At 62.7% G+C, this 22,781-nt stretch carries 12 protein-coding genes; 5 read left to right on the top strand and 7 right to left on the bottom strand.

The features are described from left to right. Positions 1–1,103 (top strand): IS3 family transposase gene (locus PF446_RS06595; RefSeq protein ID WP_298070441.1). Its coding sequence is split into 2 segments (ribosomal slippage), with 1,104 coding nucleotides annotated over them: positions 1–187 and positions 187–1,103; the frame shifts between segments, so codons are not numbered across the junction. This gene is flagged as partial in the annotation. Between the two features lie 632 nt (positions 1,104–1,735). On the opposite strand, the gene PF446_RS06590 is transcribed toward PF446_RS06595, so the two are convergent. The 7 genes from PF446_RS06590 to PF446_RS06560 all read right to left on the bottom strand — a co-directional run bounded on the left by PF446_RS06590 (position 1,736) and on the right by PF446_RS06560 (position 12,080). Next, entirely contained in the window at positions 1,736–2,245 is a 510-nt protein-coding gene (locus PF446_RS06590; RefSeq protein WP_298070440.1) for a hypothetical protein, read from the bottom strand. Between the two features lie 88 nt (positions 2,246–2,333). Further along, on the bottom strand, positions 2,334–3,059 hold the full coding sequence (locus PF446_RS06585; protein WP_298070439.1) for a GIY-YIG nuclease family protein: 726 nt from the start codon (positions 3,057–3,059) through the stop codon (positions 2,334–2,336). A gap of 33 nt (positions 3,060–3,092) precedes the next feature. Then, positions 3,093–3,632, bottom strand: a complete 540-nt coding sequence (locus PF446_RS06580) for a hypothetical protein (RefSeq protein WP_298070438.1) — start codon at positions 3,630–3,632, stop codon at positions 3,093–3,095. Between the two features lie 217 nt (positions 3,633–3,849). After that, positions 3,850–4,818, bottom strand: a complete 969-nt coding sequence (gene cysK / locus PF446_RS06575; RefSeq protein WP_298070445.1) for a cysteine synthase A — start codon at positions 4,816–4,818, stop codon at positions 3,850–3,852. 160 nt (positions 4,819–4,978) lie between these two features. Next, positions 4,979–9,658 carry a PAS domain-containing protein gene (locus PF446_RS06570; protein WP_298070437.1) on the bottom strand — a complete coding sequence of 1,560 codons (4,680 nt, stop codon included), beginning with the start codon at positions 9,656–9,658 and terminating at the stop codon, positions 4,979–4,981. 647 nt (positions 9,659–10,305) lie between these two features. After that, positions 10,306–11,328: a cysteine synthase A gene (locus PF446_RS06565; RefSeq protein WP_298070444.1), complete on the bottom strand. Its 1,023-nt coding sequence runs from the start codon at positions 11,326–11,328 to the stop codon at positions 10,306–10,308. Between the two features lie 116 nt (positions 11,329–11,444). Next, positions 11,445–12,080 (bottom strand): peroxiredoxin, encoded by a 636-nt coding sequence (locus tag PF446_RS06560; RefSeq protein WP_298070436.1) that lies wholly within the window; start codon positions 12,078–12,080, stop codon positions 11,445–11,447. A 401-nt stretch (positions 12,081–12,481) separates the two neighbouring features. Here PF446_RS06560 and PF446_RS06555 point away from each other — a divergent pair, with 401 nt between their 5' ends. The 4 genes from PF446_RS06555 (at position 12,482) to recD (ending at position 22,760) form a co-directional block, all read left to right on the top strand. Then, the gene (locus PF446_RS06555; RefSeq protein WP_298070435.1) at positions 12,482–13,483 is read left to right on the top strand and encodes a LysR substrate-binding domain-containing protein; all 1,002 of its coding nucleotides are present in this window, start codon (positions 12,482–12,484) and stop codon (positions 13,481–13,483) included. Positions 13,484–14,047: 564 nt separating this feature from the next. Beyond that, positions 14,048–17,347 (top strand): exodeoxyribonuclease V subunit gamma, encoded by a 3,300-nt coding sequence (gene recC, locus PF446_RS06550; protein ID WP_298070434.1) that lies wholly within the window; start codon positions 14,048–14,050, stop codon positions 17,345–17,347. Further along, entirely contained in the window at positions 17,344–20,907 is a 3,564-nt protein-coding gene (locus PF446_RS06545) for a UvrD-helicase domain-containing protein (protein ID WP_298070433.1), read from the top strand. The genes recC and PF446_RS06545 overlap by 4 nt, the downstream gene beginning before the upstream one ends. After that, positions 20,904–22,760 carry an exodeoxyribonuclease V subunit alpha gene (gene recD, locus PF446_RS06540; RefSeq protein ID WP_298070432.1) on the top strand — a complete coding sequence of 619 codons (1,857 nt, stop codon included), beginning with the start codon at positions 20,904–20,906 and terminating at the stop codon, positions 22,758–22,760. The genes PF446_RS06545 and recD overlap by 4 nt, the downstream gene beginning before the upstream one ends. Positions 22,761–22,781: the final 21 nt, after the last annotated feature.

The raw sequence follows: 22,781 nt of genomic DNA, 5'->3' as shown, positions 1-22,781 counted from the left end.
GCCAACCAGCCGGGGGTCAGTTGTGCCCAGGTGGCTCGTGAGCTGGGGATCCGGGACAGCCTGTTGACTCGCTGGAAGCGCGAGGCCGGAAGCCAGGGCAGCGGCGCCTTTGCCGGCACGGGAACGCCACGGGATGAGGAGCTGGCGCGTTTGAAGCGCGAGCTGGCGCGGGTGAAGAAGGAACGAGATTTTTTGCGAGAAGCGGCGACGTTCTTTGCCAAGGGATCATCCTGAGGTATCAGGTGATCGAACGTTGTCGCCATGAGTTCCCGGTCCGGCTGATGTGTCGTTGCCTGCGGGTATCGGCCAGCGGTTATTACGATTGGAGCCAGCGCCTTCCCAGCGCCCGTCAGCTCGACAACGAACGCTTGCTGGGGCGTATTCGTGGGCTTCACGAAGACAGCCGTGGAGCGTTGGGAGCGGGGCGGATGCAGGAAGACCTTGCCGATGAAGGCGAGACAGCTAGCCTCAACCGCGTCGCTCGGTTGATGGCAGCCGATGGCTTGCAGGGCTGGCCGCGCCCGAAGCGACGAGGTCCGCGGGGGCGGCCGGCGCTTACCCCGCCGGGCGTGCGCAACCGGCTGGAACGGGATTTCACCGCACTGGAACCAGAGACCAAATGGGTCACCGACATCACCGAGATCAAGACCCAGGAAGGCAAGCTGTATTTGTGCATTGTGCTGGACCTGTTTGACCACCGGGTAGTGGGCTGGTCCATGCACCATCGGCAGGATCGACAGATGGTTATCCGGGCCGTGCAGACAGCCGTATGGCAGCGACAGCGCACCGAACCTGTGATCCTGCATTCAGATAGAGGCAGTCAGTTTCGAAGCGGTGACTATCAGAAGTATTTGCTGGCCAACGCCTTGGTGAGCTCGATGAGCGCCGTGGGTCACTGCGGAGACAACGCCGCATGCGAGGGCTTCTTCGGTCTGCTCAAGCGCGAACGGATTTACCGCATGACCTATCCGACACTCGATGCAGCAAGAGCGGATGTGTTTGAATACATCGAGCGGCACCACAACCCGAGGATGCGGCGAAGGACCATCAGGCAGGATTTGAAGTTTTCCACCCTTTCACAACCGTCCGTGATTTCGGGGTAGAACCCAACATCCTGGGTGCTGAACACGAGTTGCCCACCGCGTGAACAAGAGTCGCTGTCAGCAGAAGAACAAACAGAACACGGTGCATCAAGGTGCCTAACGCCCGAAGTAAGCGGCGGCGGAACGCCGTCCGCTTGACTGAGTTGTTAGCGCCCGTGCCCCCGCCGCCGCGCCAGCTTAGCATCGTGCACCAGACCGTACGATGTGCCCGATGCGTGCTGCCGCACAGCCACGATGGCAGCTACGGTAGCGATGACAAGGAACGCAGCCCAGAACACGACACGCCAACGGTCGCTTTGTATGAATGTGATCTGCAACGGCGGGCCAGGAATGCACGCACGAACGAGCATGCATGCCATGACGAGCGCCGGCGAAAATTTACCCGCGTAATAGAGGATGCTGCCCCGTGGTGTGGCCGTAACAGCCGTAGCATCTGGCTGACGAACGTACCAAATTGTGCACACGACTTTCACCAGAACGAAAAAGCCGGCGAGAGCTAACAGAACATTTTGCATGTGAAGCAAGCCCTAGGTGCAAATGACATTTCGTTCTCGCGCGGTGCTACACAACGGGCGCTAACGCTTGAGTTGAGCGGCGGCGGAGCCGTCCGCCTCGAACGAGTGGTTATGCCGCTACTGCGCGAAGAACCACTCAAGAAAGGTTTCTGCTACCTCGGGAGTGAGCTCCAACACAGCCTCGGCAACTTTAGCATTACCTTTCGCTGCGGCGACCGCCGCCAAGGCACATGCGGTGAATTCAGAATCCCAAGGTCGCGCGGCTGCAGCGGCGACGAGCGATGGCAACTTTGCGATTGCGGCGAAGTAGGAAAACTCCAAATCCTGCGGGATGGATACACCACCATTCTTGCGGCAGATCTCAACCCACGCGGGGAAATGGAAATATGTAAACGGAGCCGAGGCCGGGGCGGACGACAGCGCCTCAACAATGTGAGGTACTGCAGCGAAGGAAGTCGAATAGACGTTCCCTTGATGCGCCAACGAGCTCCACAGAGAAAACCATGGCTCACTATCGCCCTCAGCATCCGGCAGGCTTTGAAGTTTACGAAGTAAGTCGGGCGTGTCCGATGCAGACCCATAGGCATGCTGCAATTCTGTCCAGCGCGAGCTACCTAATGCCAGCATGTGGCGAACTCCCCCCTTGCGACATAACGCTGGAGTTAAGCGGCGCGCGGCTTTTCGCGCGTCCGATTGAACGACTGGTTATGCCCCACTACATGAATTTGCGACGCTTGAACGCTTTGACGTCTTGAGCACTCAAAGCGAACCATTCGCCATTCTTGCGTTTGGGCTCGAACCGGCGATGCCAGTATGCCTCGATGCCGACTGCATCGTCGGTGCTTATGACATGAACTGTTTCAGCTCGCTCTGGGAGTTGGATAGCCAGCTCTCTGGAGCGCCGCTCAAATGAGACGCTGCGACCAATTTTGAAGTGTGGGCCTACCCGCAGCAGATAGACATAACCTGCTGCCTCTCGACAAGTATTGTCCTCTGGCAGCGGTGCCAAGGCTTCGCTCTTCGCTGGACTGGAACGCGCTATAGCGAGAACATCCGCGAGCGCGGGCGAAGCCTCGCAATGTGTAATGAGGCGCGCGATCTGCTGAGCCTTAGTGCCGAAACGGCGGAAAGTATTGTGACTTGGGAAGCCAGGATCTTGCTTGGACTTGAGCTTTAGCTCTGCAACCACAGGGATATGGCCAAGCTCGCGCACAAGACTGGCGTAGCTCCCGAGCAGATCGGCTTCATGCAGCGGTACATTCCACGAGTTTGGAGTACATCCCGCTTCCGTCACGGCGTCAGACCAACGCACCCAGAATTTTCCGAGCCAGTCGGATTCTTTGATGCCTGTTTCTTGATAGAACCGCTCACGGCCGAGAGCGACGCCGCCATTCTCGTCGGCAGTCCTAGCGATCTCGGCGAGGATTCTTTCTCGGGTCATCTATAGTGGTGATTCTGGGGCATAACGCTTGAGTTAAGCGGCTGGCGGCGCTTTTCCGCCAGTCCGCTTGAACGAACCGTTAGAACCGCTTATCTGCTTGGTATCACAGTGTGTATGCGATTGCGGATTAGTTGTATCTGCGGCATAGCAAAGTTGTTCGACAATACCATTTTTGGTGTGTTCAATTGCAACTCGACTAAGCTCTGGTTCGCTCGAAACTTGCCAGTTAAAATAAGTATTAGTTAGAAGTATTTTTTTGTCTACCATTAATTTTTCTATCGTAATAACACCCGCTCCCTCGCCCATACCTTGGCCCGGAGGATAAACATCTATGATCAACGATACGCGGCTACTACCGACCTTGCAGTGATAATGTTGCTCTGCTCCAATGGGAAATTTGTGAGCACCCGGAGGGGCGGGTATGTCGCCCCACCCAGATGTCTCCAAGGTTGGCGCGAGCTCAAATGATTGCCCGTTAGCTGCGCACAGTGCGGCGGCTCCAACCTCTCCCCAATCTGCGTACGCGGGCAACGAAACGAAAGTTAGCAACAATAGGGCGAATATCTTTTTCATAGGTTCTAACGCTTATTCGGCCTCATGGTGAGGCGTTGCACCGAGTATTGCGCATCTGGTGTGTGCCTACAATCAGGCAATTCCTACCTTGGAACAAGCGATTGCATTATTCGCTCGCTCTTCGGGTGCTCGTAAGCTGTCGGTGTTATGCGGCACATGGAGGGTGTATGAGTTACACGGGGCAGGATGCTGGTGTAACGACGTCCCCCAGACTACTTCAGGCCGATCCGTCCAGACTGGCCAGCCACTCATCGTCCGAACCTTCGGGCATGCCTTCGAACAGGAATGTGCTGAGGTAGCGCTCCCCTGTATCCGGGAGCATGGCCAGGATGGCGGTTCCTTCGCTTGCGCTGGCTGCGAACTTCATCGCCGCGGCGAGCGTGCCGCCGGCCGAAAGTCCAGCGAAGATCCCTTCCTCGCGGGCCAATCGGCGCGAGGTGTCACGCGACTCCTCGTCGCTGACCGTGATGATCTCGTCGGCCACGCTGCGGTTGAGCACCGCAGGAATGAAGTCCGGGTTCCATCCCTGGATCTTGTGCGGTTGCCACGCCTCACCCTTGAGCAGGGCGGCGCCGACCGGCTCCGTGGCCACCACGCGGACCTGCGGCCGCGCCGCCTTGAGCATTTCGCCGACGCCGGTGAGCGTGCCGCCCGTGCCCCAGCCGGAAACAAATGCGTCCAGCCGGCGATTGGCGAAGTCGCCCAGGATCTCGCTGGCGGTGGTGGCGCGGTGATAGGCGGGGTTGGCCGGATTCTCGAACTGCCGGGACAGGAACCAGCCGTGCTTTTTCGCCAGTTCCCTGGCCTTTTCCACCATGCCGCTGCCGCGCGCAGCCGCCGGCGTCAGGATTACCCGACCGCCATAGGCGCGGATCAGCTTGCGCCGTTCGACCGAGAAGGTTTCGCTCATCACCGCAACGAAGCCATAGCCGCGAGCGGCGCAGAGCATGGCCAGGGCGACGCCGGTATTGCCACTGGTGGCCTCGATCACGGTTTGCCCGGGCTTCAGTGCGCCGCTCCGCTCCGCATCAAGAATGATCGCCAGGGCCAGCCGATCCTTGACCGAGCCGCCGGGATTGAAGGATTCAATCTTCACGAACAGTTCGATGCCCTGGGGGGCCATGCGCTGCAGTCGCACGATGGGAGTGCGGCCGATGGTGTCGACGATGTTTTCGTAAATCATGATCATGGTTCCCTGTTCAGTGGAACGATCCGTTGCAACTTCAGTGGTTGCTGGCGCGACCCCGGATCGTTTGGAGTTGCCGTCTTGGTGCTTGCCTGGTTGCACGATGTTCCGGTTTACAGCCCGCCAGGCCATGCAAGGGTCGAAGCGGCAGCCGGATGACTCAGGTTGCGGGTGACAAGGCGTCCCTGCGCACTTCCCCTTCCAGCCATTCCAGTAGTTTCCTGGCGGCCACCAAGTCGTGCGGATTGGAATGGATGGTCCGATGCAGGGCCAGCGCGTATTCCAGTTCCTGTGCACCCTCCTGGATCAGTCGGGTCAGGGGGCAGGTATCCAGCGCATGGGTGTGCAGTGATTCGTGGCGAACGGAAAGCCACTGGAAGGCCAGGGCACCCAGCATGGTATTGAGTGACTCGTGCAGTCCGGTCATGAGGTAGGTGCGCGACCAGTGGGGCAGTGCATCGGCCGGCATCGGTCGCGCGATCGCGTATCCCTGGCCAAACTGCGCACCGAGCAGCCGGGCGACTTCGATCATGCCGATGTGCTCCAGACCCTCGACAATCACCTCGCTACCGAAGTCGCGGCCAATCTGGATCACGGCGCTGACCAGGCTGACGGTCTGGATCGGATCCATACGGATCCGGGAAAGCAGAGTCTGGTCAACCTTGATGGCGTTGAAGTGCATGCTGGCCAGGCGCCGCAGGCTGCTGTAGCCGGACCCCAGGTCGTCGATGGCGAATTTCACACCCAGCACCATCAGTCGGCGCACGCCGTCATCGCGAGCCATGGGATCCACCCGCTGGTTTTCGAGGATTTCCAGTGTCAGGTTCGTAGCCTTGATTTGATGTCGTTGCAGGGACTCTTTCACCCATGCCTCGCAGGCGGGATTGGCCAGGGTTCTGGGTGCGATATTCATGGAAAGGTCGATATCCAGACCCGCATGCTGCAACTGGACAAGGCTGCCCAGCGCTGTGTCCAGGCCCTTCTGGAAAAGACTGTCCAGTTCGGCATGCCGCAGCAACGGCAGGAACACATCCGGGCTGAGCAGTGTGCCGTCCTCAAGCTGTAATCGAGCCAGGGCTTCAGCCTTGACCAGCTTGCCGCTGCCTAGTTCGACGACCGGTTGCAACAACATGCGCAGGCCGCCCTTGAACAACTGACGACGATATTCGATTCCAAGTTCCTGCGCGATGGGCGGCGAGGGCCGCGTGATGCGGAACCAGATCTCGCTCCAGCGTTGCTGCAGGCTGCGGGTAAAGTACTGCATTTCCTTGCCGTTGAACTGGTTTGGAAAATGCCCCATCACGAGGATGAGAGCCACAGGCTGCTTGTTTTCGTCCAGGACCGGGATGTAGGTGGCCGAACGGATGCCGATCGACAGCATCTCCGAGGCCACGCGCGCCTTGGCATTGTCACCGCTGAAAACGCTGAAGGACGTCAGGTGCTGGATGCTTGCCGTTTGCCAGGCCCTGGAAAGACGGGTGTCCTCGGGCGGCAGGATGGACGCCGGGTTGCTCCCTCCGAAATGGTCTTCGAAGGCCTTGGTGACCCTTTGTGCAGTGGGGCCCGTGGCGCTCTCGATGCTGTATCGGTCCTGCGTGTTCTGGCGCATGACCAGGACGCAGCTGACACCTGGCAGGCTGGATATCCGTTCGGACTCTGCCAGCATGGCCTCGTTCCAGGAGTTTCCCGCCTGCGGCATGGGCTGTTCAAAGGTATGCATGTACTGTAGATGCAGCTGCTCCTGAGCCTGCAGTTGGGCATGCATGTCGTCCTGAAGCCGATGTTCGACCAACTGGACCAGTCGATAGCGTTGGCGGGCACCCATCGGCAATGCGTTGAAATGCTTGCTGACCAGATCCTGGTAGAACGTCATCCAGCGCATCAGCAAGGTACTGTCAACGCCACTCAAGGCATGGATGCGGCCGATATTCATGCTGGCCTTGATCAACACCTCGTGCGTGGTTTTCGGATCCGTCAGGAAGGTCAGGTGACGGACTTGCTGATGCTTCAGGTGAGCGAAATCGTGTTCACCCAGGTTGATCAGGATGAGCTTTGCATAGGCGTCGGCGGCCATTTCCTTGTAGAACGCCTCAACGAAGGGTCCCAGGACCTGGCCCAGCGGAGCGACGGATTTTTCCAGGATGTCCGCAGCGGCTTCGCCATAGGTATCCATGGGTTGTTCCACCGCAGCGTATTCGGCCTCATCCGAGCCGTAAATGGCCCACCAATGCGTGCGCTCGAACTTGTTCTGCTTGGCCTGGAACAAGGCTTCATCGGCCAGGCGAAGCAGGGTGCCGCCCTCGGATGCATGCTCCGGACTGAGTGCGACACCCATGCTCAGGCCAATCTCCACGGCATGGCCGTGCTTGATTTCGTAGGGGGCATCGAAACTTTCTCCCAGATCCAGAACGCGCCTCCTGATCTCGTGTTCGCGTCCGCTATCGGGCAGGTTGGAGAACACGATGACGAACTCGTCTCCGCCCAGGCGGGCAATGAAATCGCCTGGATGCATTCTTGTCTTCAAGCGTCCGGTCACGGATTTCAGCAACTCGTCGCCATATTTGTGACCGAGCGAATCATTGATGGTCTTGAAGTCGTCCAGATCGATGATTGCCAATGCAACGCCCTTGCCCTGCTCGGTCGAGATCTTGAGTACATCGGTCAGGTGACGGTCCAGATCCCTGCGGTTGGGCAACCCGGTCAGCTCGTCGTGGAATGCCTGATAGGCCAGGCGCTGGTTGAGATTGCGCATCTCCGTGATATCGCGCTGCACGCCGACGAAATGGGTGATGTTTCCGGCCTCGTCACGCAAGGGATTGATGGTCAGCAAGTTCCAGAATGCCTTGCCTTGTCGGGTGTAGTTGAGGATTTCGCCCTCAAAGGGCTTGCCGTTCTGTATACATTCGCGGATGAGGGTTTTCGTTTGCGGGTCGGTTTCCCGCCCCTGCAGCACGTTGCAGTTTTGCCCGCGCATGGTTTCGAAGTCATAACCGGTCAGTGCTTCGAAGGCCGGGTTCACATAGATCGTCTTCTGGTCCGCGTTCGTGATGAGGACCCCTTCTCCGACGGCGATCAGGGCATTGGCCAGTAGTGCCTGACTCTCGACGGCCTCGTGCTGCTCCGTGACATCGACCAAGGTCCAGATTTCGTCGAACCCCTCGTGCTCGAACGGCGCCCCGTCCAGGCGCATCCAGATGATGCGCCCATCCAGACGCCGCACCGGAGTCTCCAGGATCGCGCGGTTGTTTTGGCGAAAGGCTTCGCGGATGCGCTCGGCGACCGAGTTACTGATCTCCCTTGACGGGTAAAGGGTGGTGACATCTTTCCCCACCAGATCGTGCGTGCTCGTGGCACCCAGAATTTCCGCAGCGCGCTGGTTGGCGCGAAGGATGATGCGGTTTCGAATCAGGGTGACGCCCAGCGTTGCGCTGTCGAGCATGGACTGGTTCAACGCCTGGACGTCATGCTCGCGCTGAGTGAGGTCGATCCGGTCCAGACCGCGCGAGATGTTCGCGGCCAGGGTTTCCAGCACGTTTCGCAGGGCGTCGTCGAACGAGTCCAGTTGCTCGTGGTAGACCATCAGCACGGCCCACATCTGTCCGCCACGCTGGATCGGCAGAGTCGCACTGCCTGCAAACTTGAATTTCCGCGCAATATGGGCCCACGGTGCGAGACTGGGGGCGTGTTCGAACGAGCGGTTGTAGTAACTTGCTCCATCGCGCCAGGTCCGACCCCCCGGTCCCTGGCCTTCTGCCCGCAAGGGGTCGGCCGAAATGTGGACTTCGTCCAGATAAGGCATGCCTATACCTGCTTTGGCAACGGCATGGAACCATCCCGTTTTCGGGTCGGGGATGCCGATCCATGCCAGGCGCAGCCCGGCATGCTGCACCGCCAGATCGCAGATGGTCTGCAGGACCGCGGTCGGATCGTTCTCATGGGCGATGGCCTCGCTGACTTTTGCCAGGAGGACATTGAACTCGGACAGGCGCTTGTGCCCGGTCACGTCCACGAACATCGCCACCACACCCTTGTAGTCGCCGTTTTCGCCCTGGTGCGGCGTACAGGTGACTTGGCTGATGAGGGTATGGCCATTCTTGTCGGTCAGGACCAGGGTGTCCGAGAAACGCTCGCCATGGAGAATGGCGGCCTGCAGCGTCCGAAGCCGATCCATATCCGTTCTGGGGCCAGACAGGAACTCGCCGACCGGTGTTCCGATGATGCTCCTCCCGGTTCGACCGAAAAGCGCTTGCATGCCGGCGTTCATCCATTCGATATGGCCGCTCGAATCAATAAACAGCACGCCGTTGGCCGTGGCGTCGGCCACCAGGGCCATGCGGCGCAGGGTTTCGTCACGCCTGGCGCTCTCCAGCGCTTCGCGGTCCTGGTCAAAGAGCAGGCCGACCACGCTCGCGCCCAGATCCAGGAGCAGGCGTTGGAATGCATCGGGAAGCCGGGATTCAAACGAGGTCAGGGAGAAGGTGCCGATGACTTCCTGTTCGCGGTCACGCACCGGGTACGACCAGCACGAATGAATACGGTGCATCCTGGCGATGCTCTGCAAGGACGACCATCGCTTGTCGCTTCCGGCATCGCTCACGTAGGTGGGTTCACCGGACCACGCAGCATGTGCGCAGGAACCCGATTCAGGTCCAGGCTTCACCTGGTCCAGACGCTTGAGGATTGCCTGCGGTGCATTCGGGGCGCTGACAAAATGCAACCGGCCGGAGTCATCGAGGCGCATGACCATGGCCACCATGCCGGACACTGTCTGCTCGAAAAGAGAGCAGATGGCATCCAGCCGTCCGCGCAGCGGCTGCTGCTTTGCGACGATATCAAGCATGTCCCGCTGCAGCTTGAGCAGTCTGCGCAACTCAAGCGGTTCGATCTGTTCAACTTCGTACTGCCTAGCGAACATTGAGATGCCCAGGCTTCGATGCGAAACATTATCATTATTCCATGTGTCGCTGGGGCGCAAGGTATTGCGCAGCATGCTAAAACACAGCCTGAAGTTTCCTTGCAAGCGTCGTCATGGGCCTGGAATCCGTGCTCTTGGTCCCTGGGACAGGAGAAGACGGGGCCGTCAGGCCGCAAACAAGGTTGGTAGTGTTTGTCATGCCTTCACTAGAAGCCTTGCGTGGGCCTCAGCGCCGCTCCATGCGAACGGCTGCGGCATCACGACCATGCGCGACCAGGTGACGGGCCACAGATTGCTGCGTCTGCCGGTGCGGTGAGTGTGGCGATGGGTGCGCGGGTTGCCACGTTCGCAGTAGACCATGCATGCAACGGTCTGCTGCGATCACATGGATCCCAGGCCAGAACGACACTTCTGGTCAACAGGAACGGGACGCTGCATGCGCTCTGCAGGACGCTGTTCCTGTTTCGTCGTGTTCATGGCGCGCGAGGGAGCGCAGCAACCGGACACACGCGCATATCCGTTCTGGCATGAACGCAACCGGGCATTCGCCATCATCCGTTTTGGCGCAAGGTTCAGGCGGCTTCGGTAAACGCCTGCTCCAGCCATGCCGGCACCGGAATGTTCTTCTCGTGAAGCAATTGCGGATTGAAAAGCTTGCGTGGGTAGCGCGTGCCCGAATCGCAAAGGATCGTGACAATCACGTGGCCGGGACCAAGCTCGCGCGCCAGTCTGATGGCACCCGCCACATTGACGCCGCTGGAGCCTCCCAGGCACAGGCCCTCTTCGATCAGCAGCTCATGCACCAGCGGGACCGACTCGGTGTCGGGGATGCTCCAGGCCCGGTCGATGGGGGCGTCCTCGAAATTGGCGGTGATGCGGCTGGAGCCGATGCCTTCGCTGATGGAACCGCCTTCGGATTTCAGCTCGCCGTGGTTGATGAAATGCGCCAGGGCCGAGCCCATGGGGTCGGACAAGCCGATCTGCACGCCGGCCTTGCGCGCTTTCAGTGCGCGCCCGACGCCGGCCAGGGTGCCTCCGGTACCGCTGGCGCAGACAAATCCGTCCACGCGGCCGCGGGTCTGCTCCCAGATCTCCACGCCGGTCGTGTTCTCGTGCAGGTCGCGATTGGCCGTGTTGTCGAACTGGTTGGCGAACCAGGCGCTGCCGGGGTCCTGGTCATTCATGGATTCGGCAAGGGCCCGTGCCCGGTGCGCGAAATGTCCGGGGTCCTTGTAGGGCACGGCGGGGACCAGGCGCACCTCGGCGCCGGTCATGCGCACGGCGGCAATTTTTTCCGCGCTCTGCGTCTCGGGCATGATGATGATGGTGCGATAGCCGCGGCTGTTGCCGACCAGCGCCAGCCCGATACCGGTATTGCCCGCCGTGCCCTCGATCAGGGTGCCGCCCGGCCGGACCAGGCCGCGTCGTTCGGCATCATCGAGCAGGCCCAACGCGGTTCGGTCCTTGATCGAACCGCCCGGATTCATGAATTCGGCCTTGCCCAGGATTTCGCAGCCGGTGGACTCACTGGCCCGGCGCAGGCGAATCAGCGGGGTGTTGCCGATCGCGGCGGCGAAATCGGGGCGCAGGATCATCTCCGGCGACGGATGCTTGGCGGCTATATGCATGTTCATGATCGGGGCTGTAAAGGGTCAACAGGAATGGGGCCGGCAGGTACGCCTGCCGGCCATGCGGTTGCAGGGCGCGTCCGTCAGTCTTTCGGGCTGGGCACGAAGCGCAGGTACGGCTTGAGCGTGCGCCATCCCCCGGGGAAACGTACCTTGGCCTGCTCGTCGCTGACCGAGGGCGCGATGATCACGTCCTCACCGGGCTTCCAGTCCACCGGGGTGGTCAACTGCTTGCCCTCCGTCAGCTGCAGCGAGTCGAGCACCCGCAGCACCTCGTCCACGTTGCGACCCGCGCTCGGTGGATAGGTCATGGTCAGACGCACCTTCTTGGCCGGGTCGATGATGAATACCGAACGCACGGTGACCTTCGGGTCGGCCTTGGGGTGGAACATGCCGTAAAGTTTGGCGACCTTGAGTTCGGGGTCGGCGAGCAGGGGGTAGTTCAGGGCTGATCCACCGACATCGGCAACATCCTTCGACCATTTTTCATGGTCATCGACGCTGTCGACCGACAGCCCGATCAAGCGCGTATTGCGGGCTTTGAATTCGTCCTTGCGCTTTGCGAAAGCACCGAGTTCGGTGGTGCATACCGGGGTGAAATCCTTGGGATGCGAGAAGAAGATGACCCACTGGTCGCCGCTCCATTCATGAAAGTGGATGGGGCCTTCGGTGGAGTCGAGAGTGAAGTCCGGGGCTGTTTCGCCAAGTTGCAGGGTCATGTTGAATCCTCATGCGAACGGTGGGCAGGATATCCACGATCACCACTGTCCGGTGTGGTGTCCGGGGTGGCGTGGCTGTTGCGGTGTTCATCGGCATGGACACGGCAGAGCAGTGACTCTCAAGCCTAGTCCGTGTGCATGGACAGGTGAAATGAAACCTCGATGTCACCATATGCCATATATGCATAAAAAGACTTTGGGTGTATGTTCGATGCGATAGACGTCCATACGTTCGGTCCAGCACCTGTGGTTGCGCTAGTGGTGCTGGGCCAGATCGTCATCCGGGCGAAATCAGCATGAGGGAACATCTGATTGTCAAAACCATCCGTATGCATATGTGCTCAGGGCATAAAACGTCCTGGATACCTCTACACGCCGGTGGCCCCCACGGAACGCATCCAATGACACTGACCCAGCTCCGCTATATTGTCTCGATCGCCGATTCAGGTCTCAATATCACCTTGGCGGCCGAACGCATCCATGCCACGCAGCCCGGCGTGAGCAAGCAACTCAAGCAGCTGGAGAGCGAACTTGGCTTCCAGCTTTTCTCGCGCAAGGGCAAAAGCCTGAAGACCGTGACCCCTGCCGGACAGCAGGTCATTTCCCGCGCGCGCATGATCCTGGAAGAGGCCGGCAGCATCCGCGCTCTTGCCGCAAACCTGCGCGATGACCAGCACGGCGAGCTGACCATCCTGACCACGCATACCCAGGCACGTTTTGTACTGCCGCATGTTGCCGGTGCCTTCAAGCATCGCCACCCGATGGTCGGCTTCCACCTGCGTCCGCATGGGGACGCGCAGATCATGAACCTGTTTGCTGGCGGTCAAGCTGATCTCGCCATCATCAGCAGCAGTGGCGCTGCCCCGGTGGGCGGACTGGCTGTGCCCTTGTACAAATGGCGCCGGGCCGTGGTCGTTCCGCGCAATCACGCCCTTGCCTCCCTGGGGCGTTCCTTGCGCCTGGGCGATCTGGCCGGGCAGCCGCTGGTCAGTTACGACTCCTCCCTGCGTCCCGAATCGTCCTTGCGTCAGGCTTTCATGGAGGCCGGGTTGCAGCCTCGTTTTGCCTGCACCTCGGGCGATGCCGACTTGATCAAGACCTATGTGCGCGCCGGTTTGGGCTTGGGCATCCTGGCTGAAATGGCGGTGCAGCCGGAGGACTCGCGAGATCTCAAGGTCCTGGATGTCGGAAACTTGCTGCCGTCTTGCACCACCTGGCTGATATTGCGTCGTGACCGCGTCCTGCGGGATTACACCCTCGGCTTTGCCGAATTGCTGGCGCCACATCTGGACCGCCGTGACCTGCAGGCCGCATTGGCCGGGGACCTTGCCCCGGAGTGGCCCGAGCCGCCCCAGTGGAGCGCGCTCATGGAACACACCTCGGATGCGTCGATAGCTGTGTGAGGCTCGTGTTGCCGCCTTTTGGGTCCAGCGGGATCCAGCACTCGGGTGATCGCCCAGGATTTCGCATCGGCCCGACCAGAAGCGATATCGGGCAGCAGAACTGCCCGTACGACTGGGGCCAAGGCCTTCGCAAAGATACGGCTTGCATCGGTGAAGCCCGCAAGCACGCCCTGCTGCGCGCACGATGGGCGGTCATCTTGTGCGCCATCTGGTTGCAGAGATCCATTCGTTCGTCCGGGCGCTGCTTGGGCGTCGCTGCGGGGTGAAATCCGACATGCGGCTCCGGATGCGGTACGCGGGCATGCGTCCTGCCATGACTGTTCCGCAGCGCCACCATGGCGATTCACGCGCGGACCACCACAAGCGCCATCCCGCAACATAAAGGACCGGGGTGATGGCATGGGGCTTCCATGGAAAAGGCCTCGTCGCGATGCATGAGACTGCGTCGTGTCAAAACGATCCCGATGTTCCGTCGTCTCCGTGTGCAAGGCGCGTCAATCCATGCGCGACCTACTCGCGGGAGCGGACACCCCCTAGACTGGGGCGACTGAAATCGGGGGTGGCATGTTTCACCTGCACTACGACACCAATCTTGACCGTCTGGCCGATACTCTGGCTGAGCTTCTGGTCCGGCACGATCCTCAGCGCATCCTGGAGCCGCTGACCGTATTGGTGCCGCAAGCGGGTCTGCAGCGCTGGCTGGTGCAGCGGCTGGCCGAACGTCACGGCATTGCCGCCAATCTGGAATTCATCGCCCCGGCACAACTGGTATGGCGGGTCTTGCGTGCGGAACACCCTGAATTGCCCGAGCTTGCGGGGTTCGACCGCGAGGTGCTGCGCTGGAGGATCCTGGATCTGCTGCACGGCGAGGATATTCCGACCGCGCTGGCCGAGCTGTCCGGGAGTGAGCCCCGTGACCTGCGGCGCTTCGAACTCGCCGGGCACCTGGCGCAGTTGTTCGAACGCTACCAGGGCTATCGTCGGGACCTGCTCAAGAAATGGGAAAAAGGCGAGGAGCCGGATGCCCCGCAAGCCGAACTCTGGCGCCGGCTGACCCGCACCGACACTGCCTCGCGCAGTCATCTGCTGGGGCAGTTTCTGGATCGCCAGGGTGATGCGTCGGCAGTGCCTCCCAAGGGCCTGCCGACGCGTCTGTATGCGTTCGGCATCATCAACGTCTCGCCCGACGTGCTGCGCGTACTGGGTGTTCTGGGACGCTACTGCGAGTTGCATTTTTTCCTGCCCACGCCATGCCGTGAATACTGGGGCGACCTTCCGAACCGTCGCCAAGGCAGCGCCGCCTTCATGGACGCGCTCACCGGCCTGTTCGACGAGAAGCCCAATCGCCTGCTGGTGTCGCTGGGCGGAGTCGGTCGTGACTTCGTCGCCCAGCTGTTTTCCTATGAGCAGGTGCAGCCGGATGTCGAGGACATGCCCGACGACCACGATCCGCCGCGCGGGACCTTGCTGCAGCGGGTACAGGCGGACGTGATCACGCTGGTCGCGCCCGAAGTCGAGAAACGGCTTGATATGCCGGATCCCGCCGATCGTTCGCTGCGCGTGCATGTTTGTCACTCGCCGCTGCGCGAGGTGCAGGTCCTGCATGATCAGTTGCTGGACCGACTGCAGCTCGATCCGGACCTGCAGCCACGCGACATCGCAGTGATGGTGCCGGACATGGCACGCTACGCGCCCTGTGTGGAAGCGGTGTTCGGCGCACTGGCCACGGACGATCCGCGCCGCATCCCGTGGACCCTGGCCGACCGGCCGTTGGCCGAATCCCATACCCTGGTATCCCTGTTCCTGGGTCTGCTTGACCTGCCGGCCAGCCGCCTGACCGCGACCGAGGTGCTTGAAGTGATGGCCACGCCTGCGGTGCTGCGCGGCTTCGGCCTGGACGAGGACGTGCTCGAGCAGCTCGGCAGCTGGATTCACGAGGCCGGCGTGCGCTGGGGAGAGGATGCCGAGGACCGCGTGGGTCAAGGCCTGCCGGCGTTCGAGGAATACAGCTGGCGCTTCGGTCGGAGGCGTCTGCTGCTGGGGTACATGAGCGGTGACGCGGCCGCCGGAGAACTGCTTCACGGCATCGCGCCGCTGACGGATCTGGAGGCTGGGGATACCGCCGCGCTGGGCGCACTTTTTGGCTTGCAGCGGACCCTGCGGGAGTTGCGTCGAGCGCAGCGCAAGGAGCGCGTGCCGGCGGACTGGCAGGCCCTGCTCAATCGTGCACTGGATCAACTGGTGCCGGGGCCCGAGGGGCGCGACGAGGAGCGTGCCATGGACGTTGTGCGCGGGGCGCTGCGGTCGCTGGCCGAGTACAGTGCCGCGGGCGGTTTCGAGCGCCCCCTCGACTGGCAAAGCGTGCGTGCCTTCATGCGCGAGCAGTTGCGCGACACTTCGCCATCACAGCGATTCCTGGCGGGCGGCGTCAGCGTCTGCGGCCTGGTGCCGCTGCGCAACGTGCCGTTCAAGGTGATCTGCGTGCTGGGCCTGGACGCAGATTCGTTCCCGCGTCGTGATCCGGCCGATACGCTCAACCGCATGCTGGCCGGCAAACGGCTTGTGGGCGATCGCTCGGTGCGCGAGGACGATCGCTACCTGTTCTTGCAGACCCTGATGGCGGCCAGGGAGCAGCTGTACCTGAGTTACACGGGTATCGATCTGCGCAAGGGCAGCGCGATCGAGCCCTCGGTGGTGCTCAGCGAACTGCTCGAGCACGTCTGCCAAGGCTATTTCGACCAGCCGGAGGCCGCGCGCTCAGCGCTGGTCACGCAGTATCCGATGCAGCCGTTTGCGTCACGCTTGTTCATGGCCGATGCCCAGGCCGGACACGCCGACAACGTGTTCACTTATCGCGGCGAGTGGCTGGAAGCGTTGCGTCCCGCGCCCCGCGTGTCGATGCAGCCGGCTTTCGTCGATCAGCCCTGGCCGGCACCGGAAGCGGTCGACGAGGTGTTCGAGTTGACCGCGTTGCGGCAATTCATGCGCAATCCGGCCGCTGCCTTTCTGCGGGGAAGGGCGGGCTTGTCCCTGGCCAACGCGGCGGTGCTTGCGGACCAGCGTGAGCCTTTGGTGCTGGGCCCGCTGCAACAGCATCAGCTGGATAGCGCACTGGCCCTGCGGGTGCAACGAGGTGAGTCGACTTCGGAGCAGGCCCTGGAGATGCTGCGAGCACAATCGCTGCTGCCGCCACTGGCGTGGGGCCAGGCCGCATTCGAGCAGACCATGGATGCGCTTGGCCCGGGTTTGCGCCAATGGCAGTCGTGGCGACAGCTGCATCCTGCTTTGCCTTCGCGGCGATTTCATCTCGATCTCGGCGCGGGCAGGGTGCTGCAGGGAGCGCTGGACGAGCTGTATGACGGCGGCTACGGCGCATGGGTCGGCAAGGCCCACAGTTCCGGTGGCTGGATGCAGTGGTGGCTGGGCGCGCTGGTCGCGGTGGCTCTGGGAGCGGCCGGGGAGTGTCTGGCCTGGGGGCGCGATAGCGACAAATTTCGCTGGAGCCTGCCCTGGCGTCCGGCCATGCCGGCACCGTTGCAGGCACGCAACCACTTGGCCGAGCTCATTGACACCGTTCGGGAAGGCCTGTGCGAGCCACTCCCGTTGCCGCCGCGAACGGCGTTTGCGTGGGCCACGATGGGTGTCGGTGAAACGTTCGACGAAAACGCCGCACGCAAGGCCGCAAGCAACGCATGGAACGGAGGCTACAATGGCTTTGCCGAGTCCAGCGATGCCTGGTTCGCACTCGCCTTTCGCGGGCGGGAATTGCTGGATGACGGGCCGGTTGAAGCACGCTTCCGGGCCTTGTCCTTGCGTGTGTACGAGCCGCTGTGCCGTGCCTTGGCGGATGGAGGCGCGCCATGAACGAACCCCGCTACTCCCTTGCCAGGACCGACATGGCCCTGCGCGTCCCGCTGTCTGGTGTGCAGCAGATCGAGGCCAGCGCCGGGACCGGCAAGACCTACACCATATCCGGCCTGTATGTGCGGCTGGTGGCCGAACATCAGCTGGAGGTGCGGCAGATTCTGGTGATGACGTTCACCAAGGCGGCGACCGAGGAATTGCGCCAGCGCCTGCGCCAGCGGCTGGCCGTGTGCGCGCAGGTTGCGGCGCAGCCCTGGCTGCATCAGGGCGCACCACCTGCCGACGCTTCCGGCGAGCAGCTATGGGCACTGTCCCTGCTGCGCGGCGTGCTTGAAAAAGGCGATGAAACAGCCGCGCAACTGGCGCGGCGGCTGGAACAGGCGGTCACGCGCATGGACGAGGCCGCCATTTTCACCATCCACGGATTCTGCCAACGCGTGCTGGGCGAGTACACCAGCCTGATCGATGGGGTCAGCGGCATGCTCGCACTGGAACCGTCCGACCGGGATCTGCTGGAGGTCTTTGCCGCCGACGCCTGGCTGCGTCTGGGAGGCAGTGTGGATGAGGCCGAGCGATGCGCCTTGCAGGCGTTCGGCACGACGCCCCAGGCATTGGCCGACACGCTCAAGGGCCTGGTCGATTTCGCTGGTCGCATCGAACCGGCCGCGGAAGGGGATGAGGTCGCGCCGGAGCACCCGGATACTGCGCGCGCTGCGCTGGTGCAGGCCTGGGTCGAGGGCGGTGACGCAGCCGTGTCGGTTTTCGGGGACGCCTTTCATGCAGGGCATTTGAACAAGGGCAGCTACAAGGAGTCGAGCCTCGAACAGCTGCAGGCGCTGCGAGCCCGGTTGCTGGGCGGCGGCTGGCCGTCGATGGCCCAGTTGCAGAAGTTTGCAGGCAAAAAGCTCAAGGGGTCGGTGAAGAGCAACCAACCGCCGTTCCGCGGTCACGCGGCTTTCACGGCCATTGATGCCTGGTTGCAGACCGATCGGGCCTGGCAGATGTACATACGTTCGCGGTTGCCCCGCGTGCTTCACCGTCTGGTCGACGAGGCGCGTGGCTGGTTGGCCATGCGCAAGCGCGACCTGGTGCGCATGTCCTATGCCGATCAGGTGGACTGGGTGCATCGTGGCCTGAATGACGGTACCCACGGCGCGCGGTTGCGCAAGGCCCTGCGCACGCAGTATCCGGTGGCCCTGGTGGACGAGTTCCAGGATACTGACGTGCGTCAGTTCGAGATCTTCAGGCACCTGTATGAGCGCGAGGGCACGCTGTTCTGCATTGGCGATCCCAAGCAGGCCATCTACGGGTTCCGTGGCGGTGATGTGCATGCCTACCTGCGTGCCAAGCGCCTGGCCGATCATCACTGGTCGCTGGATCACAACTACCGCTCCGCGCCGGGGTTGCTTGCCGCGTGTGAAGCATTGTTCACCCAGCGCGGTGAGGTGTTCGTCGAGGACGGCATTGCATTCGAGCAGGTGCAGCCCGGTGGCCATGTGGCCGACGCTGCATTGCAGGTGGCGACCGGCCGCGTCGCGCCGATGACCGTATGGCGATTGCCCGACGCGCCAGTGGGCGGGGGCAAGCCGGGGCTGGAAACTCTTCTTGCTGCGTCCTGCGCCGGTGCCGTGGCACGTCTGTTGGCGCCCGATGCGGCCTCGCTCGATGGGGGGTCGCTCCGCCCCGGAAGTATCGCTGTGCTGGTCGATTCCAATCGTCAGGCCATGCGCGTGCAGGATGCACTGGCCGATGCCGGCGTACCCGCCGTGTGCCAGCGGCGCGAGAGCGTGTATGCCTCGGAAGAGGCGACCGAACTGCGCCGCATCCTTGATGCAATGCTGGCGCCCAGACACGCAGGTCTGGCGCGTGCCGCGCTGAGCACGCGCCTGCTGGGTCGTCGGCTGGGCGACCTCGCGGCCATGCTCGATACCGACGCCGACTGGCGCGCGGAGTTGGACGACCTTCGCGCACGCTGGCTGCAACGCGGCGTGCTGGCGATGCTTGAACGCCTGGGCGAGCGCCACGCGCGCCGGCTGCTGTCCGAGCCCGGCGGGGAGCGCGTCCTGAGTAATCTGATGCAGATTGGCGACGCCTTGCAGGCCGAAGCGCGGCACCTGTCCAGTGTCCACGCTCAGCGCGACTGGCTGGCGCGCCGCATCGAGCGGGCCGATGATCACAACGAGGAAGAGCAACTACGCCTGGATAGCGATGCCGCGCGCGTGCAGATCATGACCGTGCACGCCAGCAAGGGACTGGAGTTCGACCTGGTGTTCCTGCCGTTTACGGCGCTGATGCAGGCTACGCCACCGAGCAAGGGCGCGTTTGCCTCGTACCACGACGGCGACGACCTGGTGAAACGTTTCATTGCGTCCGGTTCGGATGAGCGCGATCCGGACGACGATGCTGCCCTGGCTGCCGCGCAGCGGGAGGACCTGGCCGAGGGCGTGCGCAAGCTGTATGTCGGCGTGACCCGCGCCCGGCATGCGTGCTGGTTCAGTGCGGGCACTGCGGCGCCGAAGTTCAAGGGACATGTACTGGACTGGGTATTGCCTGAGGGCGTGGACGCGTTGTTCGGTGCTTCCGCCGGGCATGTCCTCGCGCAGGCGTTGCCCGAACCTGCTGTCCTCGACACGCTGCGAGCAAACGTCGGGGAAACTCTGCAGGCGCGCGTTTTCACGCGTTCCATGGATCGCGACTGGCGCAGCCACAGCTTCACGCGCCTGGCCGAAGGTGGTCATGGGGCATTTCCGGAGCTGGCGACCCGGGACGACAAGGAGGCCGCAACCGGGCCGGCCCAGAAGGTGCCCGCGCTCGGCGCCGGACTGCATGGCAGCCGTTTCGGCAGTGCTGTGCATGACATGCTCGAACGCATCGATTTCGCGGCGTGGTCGGACCCGGACGCGGTGCTGCCCGAGTCCCAGCGCGTGATCGTGGAGCGCGCGCTGGCCGCGCAGGGATTCGTATCCTCCGCGGCCCGTGCCCCGGTCGAGGGCCTGCTGCGGCGAACCCTGTGCACACCGTTTCTGGACGACCTGACCCTGGCCAGGTTGCCGCGTGAACAGCGTCGCGAGGAGATGGAGTTCCACTTCGGCATGGACGGTACCGATCCGCGCGCGCTGCTGGACCTGATGCACGCGCATGGATACCAGACGCAGCGTCTTGACTTTGCCCATGTCGGGCGCAGGCTGGCCGGACTGATGACCGGCATCATCGATCTGGTCCTGGTCCACGAGGGGCAGTGGTGGGTGGTGGACTACAAGACCAATCACCTGGGCGACACCACCGACGACTACGCACCCGCGCGCTTGCAGGATGCGGTTCGAGCCAGTGATTACGACCTGCAATACCTGATTTACACCGTGGCCCTGCACCGCTGGCTCGGCCAGGTATTGGGCGCGGACTACGACTATGCTCGCGACTTCGGCGGGATCCGCTATCTGTACCTGCGCGGTATGGGAATGGGGGCAGCCGACAACGGCATATTCGCCGACCGTCCTCCGGCCGAACTGGTGCTGGGCATGGATGAACTGTTGCGCGCGCCGGGGAGGGCCGGCACATGAACGGCAGATACGACCTGTTGCAGCGTCTTGCGGACCTTCGCGTGCTGCAGCCGATCGACGTGGAACTCGGGCGCTGCCTGCTGGAGCTTGATCCGGTCGCGGACCCTGCGCTCGGATTGCTTGCGGCCACCGCTTCCCTGGCGGTGGCCCAGGGGCACAGTTGCCTGCCGCTTGCATCCCTGGGCGACGTGCTGGCCGAGGCGGCGCCCCAGGGCATGGGCCTGCCGGTGTTGCCGGATCTGCCTGCGTTGAGGACCGCGCTGGGCTCCAGTGCATGGGCCGCGCCAGCGGGCGCGGATGCAAACCAGCCATTGCTGCACGACCTGGATCGTGTCTGGCTGGGACGCTATTACCATCATGAACGCGGGGTGGCCCGGGTATTGCGCGCACTGGCCACCCGCACGACCGAAGCCGCGGATGCGCAGCGTCTGCGATCGCTGCTTGAGCCCTTCTTCGACCTGCAGGGGGTCGCGGATGGCTGGCAGGCCGTGGCGGCATTGACCGGACTGGTGTCGCCACTCAGCGTGATCACCGGCGGTCCCGGAACCGGCAAGACCACCACCGTGCTGTGGCTGTTGGCGGCCTGGATCATGGGCGCCATCGAGCAGGGCCAGCGGCTGCCCCGCATTCGGCTGGCTGCGCCGACCGGCAAGGCCGCAGCCCGCCTGGGCGAGTCATTGCGCGAGCGCGTCAAGGCATTGCCGGTCCCGGATGCAGTGCGTGCAGCGATCCCTCGCGAGGCATCCACCCTGCATCGGCTGCTGGGCGTTCGCCCGGGCAGCGCCAGGTTCCGGCATGATGCCGCGCATCCGCTGGATGCCGATCTGGTGGTGGTCGACGAAGTCTCGATGGTTGATCTGCCGTTGATGGCGCGCCTGCTCGAAGCGCTGTCGCCGGGTGCCCGTCTGGTCTTGCTTGGGGATCGCGACCAACTGGCTTCAGTGGAGGCCGGCAACGTGCTTTCGGCGATCTGCGCGGCGGCTGGCGACGGCGTGATGTCGCCTGGGCGCGCCAGGCTGGTTGGGCAGGTCACCGGGGTGGATGTCGCGGGTCGACCTGACGCCTCGCCATTTGCCGATGCCGTGGTCGGCTTGCGCCATTCGCATCGCTTCGGTGCCGACAGCGGACTGGGGCGAATGGCTGCGCGCGTGCGGGAAGGTGATGCAACGGCGGTCTGCGAGGGCTTGCGAGACGGATCGTTCGAGGGGGTTGACTTGGTCGAGGAGCCTTCGAGCCGACTGGCCGAAGTGCTGCTTGCGCGGCACCTGGAAGCTTTTGCCGCACTGGCGAAATGCGTCGATCCGCGCCAGGCGCTGGAAAAATCAGGGACCCAACGCATGCTCACCGCCTTGCGTGAAGGGCCTGCAGGCAGCCGCTCGCTGAACGAGGTGTTCGAGCATGCATTGCGCCAACGCCTGGGCATTGCTCCCGAGCAGGCCGACTACCCGGGGCGCCTTTTGCTGGTCACCCGCAATGACTACGCCATGGATCTGTTCAATGGAGATATCGGTATCGTCCTGCCGGACGCTACCGGCAGCTTGTGCGCATGGTTCCCCGCCATCGACGGCGAGGTGCGCAGGCTCGCGCTCGCGACGCTTCCCGAGCACGAGAGTGCCTATGCGATGACGATCCACAAGAGCCAGGGATCGGAGTTCGACCAGGTGACCCTGGTTCTGCCTTCGGCCGATGCTCGCGTGCTGGGTCGTGAGCTGCTTTACACCGGCATCACCCGGGCGCGTCGCCATGTCACGGTTGTCGCCGGTCTGGACGTCCTTGAGCGCACCATTGTTCGCAGCACGCGACGCTTCAGTGGCCTGGCGCAGTTGCTCGAAGAGCCCGCAGGAACCGGTTGATCGGACTCATGCCAGGCCGGA

It is taken from the genome of Oleiagrimonas sp., assembly GCF_027858935.1.
GTDB lineage: Bacteria > Pseudomonadota > Gammaproteobacteria > Xanthomonadales > Rhodanobacteraceae > Oleiagrimonas.
Note: the sequence above shows the minus strand (reverse complement) of the source record. Positions and strands in the feature narration are given on the sequence as shown.